At 54.1% G+C, this 8,835-nt stretch carries 6 protein-coding genes; all 6 read left to right on the forward strand.

Annotated features, from left to right (window positions below):
- A partial coding sequence (locus K0A93_13175; protein ID MBW6513039.1) for a DUF4113 domain-containing protein occupies positions 1-805 on the forward strand: 805 nt, incomplete at its 5' end.
- A 284-nt stretch (positions 806-1,089) separates the two neighbouring features.
- Positions 1,090-3,936: a DEAD/DEAH box helicase family protein gene (locus K0A93_13180; GenBank protein ID MBW6513040.1), complete on the forward strand. Its 2,847-nt coding sequence runs from the start codon at positions 1,090-1,092 to the stop codon at positions 3,934-3,936.
- A gap of 120 nt (positions 3,937-4,056) precedes the next feature.
- Positions 4,057-4,680, forward strand: coding sequence for a transposase (locus K0A93_13185; protein MBW6513041.1), 624 nt, complete (start codon positions 4,057-4,059; stop codon positions 4,678-4,680).
- Positions 4,681-4,757: 77 nt separating this feature from the next.
- Positions 4,758-6,185 (forward strand): restriction endonuclease subunit S, encoded by a 1,428-nt coding sequence (locus K0A93_13190; protein MBW6513042.1) that lies wholly within the window; start codon positions 4,758-4,760, stop codon positions 6,183-6,185.
- Positions 6,182-7,168: a virulence protein RhuM/Fic/DOC family protein gene (locus K0A93_13195; GenBank protein ID MBW6513043.1), complete on the forward strand. Its 987-nt coding sequence runs from the start codon at positions 6,182-6,184 to the stop codon at positions 7,166-7,168. Before K0A93_13190 ends, K0A93_13195 begins: the two co-directional genes overlap by 4 nt.
- A gap of 5 nt (positions 7,169-7,173) precedes the next feature.
- On the forward strand, positions 7,174-8,673 hold the full coding sequence (locus K0A93_13200; GenBank protein MBW6513044.1) for a type I restriction-modification system subunit M: 1,500 nt from the start codon (positions 7,174-7,176) through the stop codon (positions 8,671-8,673).
- Positions 8,674-8,835 lie beyond the last annotated feature (162 nt).

Raw genomic sequence — 8,835 nt, forward strand, 5'->3', positions numbered from 1 at the left:
AAAATTAAAACAGACCGCTGGCGTGTTGGACTTGACCGATCCACAGCGCCGGCAGCGGTTGCTCGACATCACCCCGGTATCCGAAGTCTGGGGGATTGGGCGGCGGCATACGGAAAGTCTCGCCCGCATCGGCATCACCACCGCCGGCCAGTTGGCGCGCATGGATACCCACTTTGTCCGCAAGCAATACTCCGTGGTCATGGCGCGCACCCTCATGGAGCTGAACGGCGAATCCTGCCTGGATCTGGAAGAGATCACCCCGGCGAAAAAGCAGATTGTCTGTTCCCGCTCCTTCGGCGAAAAGATCAGCGACAAAAATCAGGTCCGCCAGGCCCTCTGTGAGTTTGCCGCCCGTGCCGCCGAAAAGCTCAGAAAAGAGAAACAACGGGCAACCGTCATCACCGCTTTTATCCGCACCAGCCCTTTTGATAAAAACGCACCCTACTACGGCAATGCCGCTACCGGTCGTTTTTTTCAACCAACCTCCGATACCCGGCAGCTGGCCGGTATGGCCACCAATCTGTTTGAACGGATCTGGAAAGAAGGTCATCGTTACGCCAAGGCCGGTGTCATGCTGGGGGACTTTACCCCCGAACAGCAGCTGCAATACCCCCTGTTTGCTCACTCCGAGGATACCGACACCGCTGATCGACTGATGCTCGCTATCGACAGCATCAACAACACCGGTATCGGTAAGATCTGGTTCGGCGGGCAGCGCCCGAAGAAAGACTGGTACATGAAGCAGGATCTCAAGTCACCAGCCTATACGACGCGCTGGGAGTGTTTGCCGGTGGTGAGGGTGTGAAATCTATAAAACGAGTATCTAAGATAAAAATTGAATCATAAGCAGTCATGCTATATGGTTGCATTTATTATGATAACGGCAAACGCAGTCGGTGATGAGGTAATAGCAGCCTTTTGCATCCGGAGGGGATAGTGAGAAGGAACGACAATCACAATTAATAAATCTGGGCCAGACTGAATGCTTATGGTGTTCTGTCTGGTTTTTTGTTTTTCTGGGGGATATTCGTGAATGTATATTGACGATATCTTCTGATTGATTTCTGACCACACTTCAAGGAGAGGCGTATGTCGCCTTCCGAACAAGAAGCACGCCAACAAATTGATGCCCTGCTGACCAAAGCCGGTTGGCTGGTGCAGGATGCCGGTGCCGCGCACATCCATGCGGGACGGGGTGTGGCAATCCGTGAATTTCCGTTGCCCGGTCACGGCTTTGCCGATTATCTGCTGTATGTCGACGGCAAAGCGGCAGGGGTCATCGAAGCAAAAAAGACCGGAACCACCTTAACCGGCGTCGAAACCCAATCCGATAAATACACCAAGGGGCTACCTTCCAGCTTGCCCTGTTGGCACCATCCGTTGCCATTCTCTTATCAGTCTACAGGCGTCGAAACTCGTTTCACCAACGGTCTTGATCCCGATCCCCGTTCGCGTGGCGTATTTGCCTTCCATCGTCCGGAAACTTTGGCCGCATGGCTTACCGCTGCCTATGCTTTTACCGGCACCTCTTCTGATCTTGATGGTGCGTCCTTAGCGGCAGAGTCTGTCAGCGCAAGTTTTCTCGCCCGCCTGCAACAGATGCCCGAACTTGTCACCGAGGGGCTATGGCCGGCGCAGATCAAAGCAATTACCAATCTCGAAGAATCTTTGCGAGCTAACCGACTGCGGGCGCTCATTCAGATGGCCACCGGCAGCGGTAAAACCTTTACCGCCATCAGCTTCATCTATCGTTTGATTAAATTCGCCGGAGCCAAGCGGGTGTTGTTTCTGGTTGATCGCGGTAATCTCGGACGGCAGACCCTCAAGGAGTTTCAGCAGTATGTATCGCCTTACAACAACTTCAAGTTCAGCGAGGAGTACATCGTTCAGCGTTTGACCTCCAGCACCATCGACACCACCGCCCGCGTCTGCATCTGCACCATTCAACGGCTCTACTCCATCCTCAAGGGGCGCGATTTGCCCGAGGATCTGGAAGAAGAGAATATCAACGGCGGCAGCGGGCTCATCCGCGAACCCGAGCCCATCGAGTACAACCCAACGATTCCCATCGAAACCTTCGACCTCATCATCACCGATGAGTGCCATCGCTCCATCTACAACCTGTGGCGGCAGGTCCTGGAATATTTCGACGCCTCTCTCATTGGCCTCACTGCCACACCGAGCAAGCAAACCTTCGGATTCTTTCAGCAGAATCTGGTCATGGAGTACGGCCATGAACAGGCCGTGGCCGATGGGGTCAACGTCAATTACGATGTCTATCGGATCAAAACCGCCATCACCGAACGGGGCGGTCAGGTCGAAGCCGGCTACTATGTTGACAAGCGCGACCGGGAGACGCGCGCCGTGCGTTGGGAACAACTCGACGACGATTTCCAGTACGACCCCAACCAGCTCGATCGGGACGTGGTCGCCATCGACCAGATCCGCAAGGTCATCCAGACCTACCGCGATAAACTCTTTACCGAAATCTTCGCCGGCCGCAGCGAGGTGCCCAAAACCCTGATCTTCGCCAAAGATGATTCCCACGCTGAGGACATCGTCAAGATCGTGCGTGAGGAGTTCGGTAAGGGGAACGATTTTGCCCAGAAGATTACCTACCGCACCACCGGAGCCAAGCCGGAAGATCTGATTGCATCGTTTCGCAACAGCTACAATCCCCGCATTGTCGTTACCGTCGACATGATCGCCACCGGCACTGACATCAAAGCGGTTGAGGTGGTGTTTTTCATGCGCAGCGTCAAATCTCGCGCCTATTTCGAGCAGATGAAGGGGCGCGGGGTACGCATTATCAACGACAACGACCTGCAAGCCGTCACTCCCGATGCCGTCACCAAGGATCATTTCGTCATTGTCGATGCCGTGGGAGTCTGCGAACAGGATCAGACCGATTCACGCCCGATGGAGCGCAAAAAGAACGTCAGCTTTGAAAAGCTGCTTCAGGCAGTTGCCTTCGGCAATGCCGAGGTCGATGTGATATCATCCGTCGCCGCACGTCTGTCCCGTTTGGAAAAGAAACTCACTCCGGCAGAACAACACCAGGTTCAGGAATTGAATGGCGGGAAAACTTTAAAATCCCTGACCGGCGATCTGGTCGCCGCCCTCGACCCGGACCGGCACCTTGCCGCCGCCCAAGAGCTCTCCGGACAACAGGAGCCGGATGAAAAACAGATCCGTAAGGCAGCAACGCAACTCATCAGCGAAGCGGCCAAGCCCCTGTGCGATCCGAACCTGCGGGATCTGCTGCTGGCCATCAAGAAGAAGAACGAGCAGATCATCGACACGGTCAGCCCCGACACGGTTATTTTTGCCGGTTTCACCGAGGAAAAGGCCCAAAGCGTGATCGCATCCTTCGAGCAGTTCATCGCCGACAACAAAGATGAAATCACCGCCTTGCAGGTGCTGTACAGCAAACCCTACAAGCAGCGGCTGCGCTTTGAGGATGTGCGCGAATTGGCAGAAAAGCTGGTCGCCCAGGTCGAGCAGTTGCGCATCTACCAGACTCATCCGCAGGGGTGGGAAAAGCGCGTGCCGGATGAATTGTGGGCCGCTTACCAGAAATTGCAGGCAAGCAAGGTGCGCGGCGCGGCAGGCAATCATATCCTGACCGATCTGGTCTCGCTGGTGCGTTTTGCCATGCAGCAGGATAATGAACTGGTGCCGTTTCCCGAAAAGGTGCAGGTGAATTTCCGCGCCTGGGTTGAACAGCAGCAGGCGAGTGGCAAGAGTTTTACCGCTGAACAGCGCAACTGGCTGGAGATGATCCGCGACCATATTGCCGCCAATTTGCTGATTGAGACGGAGGATTTTGATTATGCGCCCTTTGCGCAGGCGGGTGGGATAGGGAAGGTTTGGCAATTGTTTGGGGATGATTTGAGCAAGATTCTGGTTGAGTTGAATGATGCGTTGGCAGCGTAGGGGCGGGTTTGAAACCCGCCCTTACGGTGTTCGTCCCCGCGTCGGGGGTATTTCGTTGTGATGTGGTTGAGGCGGGTGTGTAGGGGCGGGTTTGAGACCCGCCCTGACTGCGGAGGGTATATGGCCTACAATCCAGATATTCATCATCGGCGATCCATCCGCTTGCGCGATTATGATTATTCCCGCACCGGGGCGTATTTCGTGACGATCTGCGCCTGGCAGCGTGAATGTCTTTTCGGTGAAGTGGCCGATGGGATGAATGCTTTAAGCCCGAACGGGCAGATTGTTCTAGATGTCTGGGAAAATTTGCCCCATCATTACCCACATGCCGAATTGGATGAATTTGTGGTCATGCCGAATCACGTCCACGGGATTATTGTGCTCCACGGCGAGACCCACACAGATCGACCAGGGGCGGTTGATGTAGGGGCGGGTTGTGACGTGAAGGTAGAGGCGGTGAAGGTAAGGGCGGGTTGTGGTGTGAAGGTAAGGGCGGGTTTGAAACCCGCCCCTACGGTGATGCCAATGAAACGTCATGGATTGTCGGAAATTGTGCGCGGATTCAAAACATTTTCCGCACGGCGAATCAACCAGCTGCGTGACACCCCCGGCGTGCCGGTGTGGCAACGCAATTATTACGAACGGATTATCCGTGACGAACGCGAATTAGAAGCGATTCGGCAATATATAAATGACAATCCAATAACATGGCATGATGACGAAAATCATCCGTGCCGGGTGTGATGACCCACCTTGTAGGGGCGGGTTTGAAAGCCGCCCCTATCGAACCAAAAAATCAATTTGAATGAGGCGTTGGCGGCGTGAGTAATTTGCATACTGAAGGTTTACCAGAAGGCTGGACATCCGCCAGGGTTGATGAGGTCTGCGATGTAAACCCTCGGCTGAATAAATCTGAAATTTCCGATGACCTTTTGGTTTCCTTTGTCCCAATGCCTGCCGTAGGTGCAGGAGATGGATCAATTGATGTCTCTCAAAAACGACCAGCCTCTGAGGTCAAGAAAGGTTTTACTGCTTTTAAGCAAGGAGATGTTCTTTTTGCAAAGATAACTCCTTGCATGGAAAACGGAAAAATGGCCGTTGTCCCCAAGGTTATAAACGGTTATGGGTTTGGATCAACCGAATTCCATGTGCTACGTCCCAAAGAAGGGGTTGAGGCCCGGTACGTTTACTATTATGTGTCAAGCCAGAACTTTCGTGGTGTGGCCGAACGCTATATGACTGGTGCCGTTGGGCAAAAGCGTGTCTCAACAAAGTACCTTAAAGAACAAAAGATCCCTCTTGCCCCGCTGGCACAACAAACCCGCATCGTCGCGGAAATCGAAAAACAATTCTCCCGCCTCGACGAAGCCGTCGCCAATCTCAAGCGCGTCAAGGCCAACCTCAAACGCTACAAAGCCGCCGTCCTCAAAGCCGCCGTCGAAGGCAAACTCACCGAAGAATGGCGGACATCGAACGTAGGGGCGGGTTTGAAACCCGCCCCTACGGAAACCGGTGCCGAACTGCTTCAACGTATCTTGGCCGAACGGCTGGAAAAATGGCAGGGGCGGGGGAAATACAAAGAGCCGGTTGCGCCGGATACCAGTGGTTTGCCGGAGTTGCCGGTGGGGTGGGTTTGGGCGAGTGTTCTTCAAGCCTGTGATACGGTTGTTGACTGCCACAATAAGACAGCGCCTTATACTGACGGCGGAATTCCGCTTGTCAGGACGAGCAACATTCGTGACGGCAAGCTTTTGTTCAACGATATCCGTTATATTGATCAACCGACATATGAATTCTGGTCAAGAAGATGCCCACCTCAACCGGGCGATGTTCTTTTCACACGCGAGGCACCGATGGGTGAGGCAGCCATCATCCCGCCCGATGTCAAGTTATGCATGGGACAAAGAATGATGTTGATGCGGCCTTCTTGTGCGATTTTGGGACCGTATCTCCTTATGTCTCTCTTATCTCCTGTCGTTAAACGATGGATTGATTTAATTGCTGTAGGTTCTGGTGTCAAACATCTGCGAGTTGGTGATGTCGAGTTATTACCAATCCCTCTCCCCCCCCGCGCCGAACAACACCAAATCGTCGCCGAAGTCGAACGCCGCCTCTCCGTCGTCACCAAGGCCGAAGCACAAGTCGATGCCAACCTGCGCCGCGCCGAGCGCCTGCGTCAATCCATCCTAAAACAAGCCTTCTCCGGCCAACTCGTCCCACCGGATTGCTGCGAGGGGGAAACCGCATGAGTGAAATTGTCATTTATAAATCTGACGAAGATGGAACAACCCGCCTTGAAGTTCAGCTTGACCGCGAGACCGTCTGGCTGAACCTCAATCAGATGGCAGATCTTTTTCAGAGAGATAAATCTGTAGTTTCCAGGCATTTGAACGCTATTTTCAATAGTGGCGAATTGGTGCGGGAGGCAACTGTTGCAAAAAATGCAACAGTTCAAACTGAAGGTGGGCGTGAAGTACAAAGAATCATCGAATATTTCAGCCTGGACGTTATTATTTCCGTCGGCTATCGCGTCAATTCCAAGCCCGGAATTCAATTTCGCCAATGGGCCACCCGTATTTTACGCGACCATCTGGTTAAGGGATTTACCGTCCATGAGCAACGGTTACGTGAAGAGGCGGCGAAATTCAAGGAGCTGCGCCAGACCGTTGATCTGCTGGCCCGGACACTGTCCTCCCAGGAACTGGTCAACGATACCGGCAAGGATGTGCTGCGGGTCATCACCGATTACGCCTACGCCTTGGCTACCCTGGATCGCTACGACCACGGGACGCTGGCCATCGAGCAGACAACCCGCGAGACGCTGCACATCATCGACTATGAACAGGCGATCGGCATCGTCCATGCCATGAAGGGGGAATTTGACGGGCTGTTCGGCATCGAGAAGGATCAAGGGTTCAAGAGCGCCCTGGGCACTATTTATCAGACCTTCGACGGCAAGGAACTTTATCCGAGTATCGAGGAAAAGGCCGCTAATCTGCTTTATTTCGTGGTCAAGAATCACGCCTTCAGCGATGGTAACAAGCGTATCGCCGCCGCCATCTTTATCTATTTTCTGGCCGGCAACGGCATCCTCTATCGATCCGACGGCTCCAAGCGCCTGGCCGACAACGCCCTGGTGGCACTGACATTGCTCATTGCCGAAAGCCGACCTGAAGAAAAAGAAACCATCGTTAAAGTCATCGTCAATCTCATCAATCGGAGCAACGATTAAATCTTATGACCCCAGCCGCAATTGTCAGCAAACTCTGGAACTTCTGTAACGTCCTGCGCGACGATGGCATGAGCTACGGCGACTACGTCGAACAGCTCACCTATCTGCTGTTTCTCAAAATGGCTGACGAGCGCACCAAAACGCCCTACAACCAGCCGAGTTCCGTGCCTGCCGAATGGGCTTGGCCGAAGCTGATCAACAAAGACGGTGACGAGCTGTTCGACCATTACCGCCACACCCTGGAAAACCTCGGTAACGAAAAAGGTCTGCTCGGGCTGATCTTCACCAAGTCGCAGAACAAGTTTCAGGATCCGGCCAAGCTGCGCCGCCTGATTGTCGACCTGATCGACAAGGAAAACTGGTCGGTGATGAGCGCCGACGTTAAGGGCGATGCCTATGAGGGGCTGCTGGAAAAGAACGCCCAGGACACCAAATCCGGTGCCGGTCAGTATTTCACGCCGCGCCCTTTGATTCAGGCGATGGTCGATGCGATTGTTCCCAAACCGGGAGAAACCATCTGTGATCCGGCCTGCGGCACTGGCGGTTTTCTTTTAGCTGCCCAGGATTACATCGTTCAGCACCATCCCCACATGACCAAGGTTGAGCTCAAGCAACTTAAAGAAAGCACCTTTCAGGGCTGCGAGCTGGTGCAGAGCACGGCGCGTCTGTGCGCCATGAACCTGATGCTGCACGGTATCGGCGGTAACGGCAGTCGCCTCCCCCTGGCGGTGGGAGATTCTCTGGCGGCTGATCCGGGAGATCGCTACGATATCATCCTGACCAATCCACCCTTCGGCAAGAAAAGCAGCACCACCATCGTCGCCGAAGACGGCAAGGTAGCCAAGGAAAAGGAGATCATCGAACGCGATGATTTCTGGGCGACCACCTCGAACAAGCAGTTGAACTTCATCCAGCACGTCAAAACCCTGCTTAAACAGAACGGCCGCGCCGCCGTAGTGGTGCCGGACAACGTACTGTTCGAAGGGGGTGCCGGGGAGACCATCCGCCGCAAGCTGCTGCACGAATGCAACGTCCACACCCTGTTGCGTCTACCCACCGGCCTGTTTTACGCCCAGGGGGTTAAAGCGAACGTGTTCTTCTTCGACCGCAAACCGGCCAGCGAAACACCCTGGACAAAAAAGCTGTGGATCTACGATCTGCGCACCAACATGCACTTCACCCTCAAAACCAATTCTCTGGGGCGCAGTGATCTGGATGAGTTCGTTACCCTTTACAATGCCGGCAATCTCAATCAACGCACCAGCACCTGGAGCGAGGACAACCCTGCCGGTCGTTGGCGTTGCTACGACTATACCGATCTGATCGCCCGCGATAAAGCCAGCCTTGATGTCTTCTGGCTCAAGGACGATTCGCTGGAGGATTCGGATAATCTACCGGAGCCGGGTGTGCTGGCGGCCGAGATTGTCGCGGATTTAGAAGCCGCGCTGGAACAGTTTCGACTGATTGCCGAGGACTTGGGTGAAGAGGACATTGTTGGTAAATAACCCAACGAGAAGGTGAAAGCGTGGCACGAAAATCTGGCTTCGGGGGACATAATACCAATATAACGAGGACCAGGGCGCGGCGCGCCGTGCCCCTACGGAGGGGGCCACCATGAATTTATTCATCCGTCTGCTGTGTTTCAGCTTTCCATTTGTTTTGGAATT

Source organism: Desulfuromonadaceae bacterium (genome assembly GCA_019429445.1).
Lineage (GTDB): Bacteria > Desulfobacterota > Desulfuromonadia > Desulfuromonadales > JAHYIW01 > JAHYIW01.

Coding starts and splice junctions, on each gene's coding strand:
- K0A93_13180 (MBW6513040.1), top strand. CDS start 1,090: ATGTCGCCTTCCGAACAAGAAGCACGCCAACAAATTGATGCCCTGCTG.
- K0A93_13195 (MBW6513043.1), top strand. CDS start 6,182: ATGAGTGAAATTGTCATTTATAAATCTGACGAAGATGGAACAACCCGC.
- K0A93_13185 (MBW6513041.1), top strand. CDS start 4,057: ATGGCCTACAATCCAGATATTCATCATCGGCGATCCATCCGCTTGCGC.
- K0A93_13200 (MBW6513044.1), top strand. CDS start 7,174: ATGACCCCAGCCGCAATTGTCAGCAAACTCTGGAACTTCTGTAACGTC.